General features: G+C 57.7%; 1 protein-coding gene. It reads right to left on the reverse strand.

Features of this window, described 5'->3' with window-relative positions; translation table 11 throughout:
• Nucleotides 1-344: helix-turn-helix domain-containing protein (locus D7X55_RS40700; RefSeq protein ID WP_147470487.1), on the reverse strand; the 344-nt coding region annotated here is incomplete at its 3' end.
• Nucleotides 345-466: the final 122 nt, after the last annotated feature.

Here is a 466-nt window from a genome sequence, read left to right on the forward strand (position 1 = left end):
TCCCCCCACACCGAGAGCGCTCCAGTGGTTCGCAGATCGGCCAACAGCAATTCCAAATGGTCGGCCGCAATTTGCAGCGGATCCATGGTGGCCATTGCAGCCAATCCAATACGGACCGCCAAAGTGCCGAGAGAGTACTTCCCGGTCAACGGGTTCTGTTTCACCATTCCTGCGTTGACCAAAGCCTGCAGGTAGCGATGCGTCTGACTGCGCGAAAGACCGGAGCCTTGAGCTACTTCACGGAGATAGGCTTCGGAAAGATCGCCTTCCACAAAGAACATGACGACGCGCAGTCCAATCTCGACCGACTGAATAGACTTGCGCGCGCGCCCGGCCGGGTCCATCCCCGGCTCCCCACTTAACGTGCTCTTGGGTTCAACAATCAAGCTTTGTACACCCGCCGTTATGGAAGAACGATTGGACTGAGATGGAGGCTGGATGCCTGTCTTTGGGAGCGCGGTCGAGC

Origin of the sequence: Corallococcus sp. AB049A (genome assembly GCF_003668885.1) — a bacterium.
Taxonomy (GTDB): Bacteria; Myxococcota; Myxococcia; order Myxococcales; family Myxococcaceae; genus Corallococcus; species Corallococcus interemptor.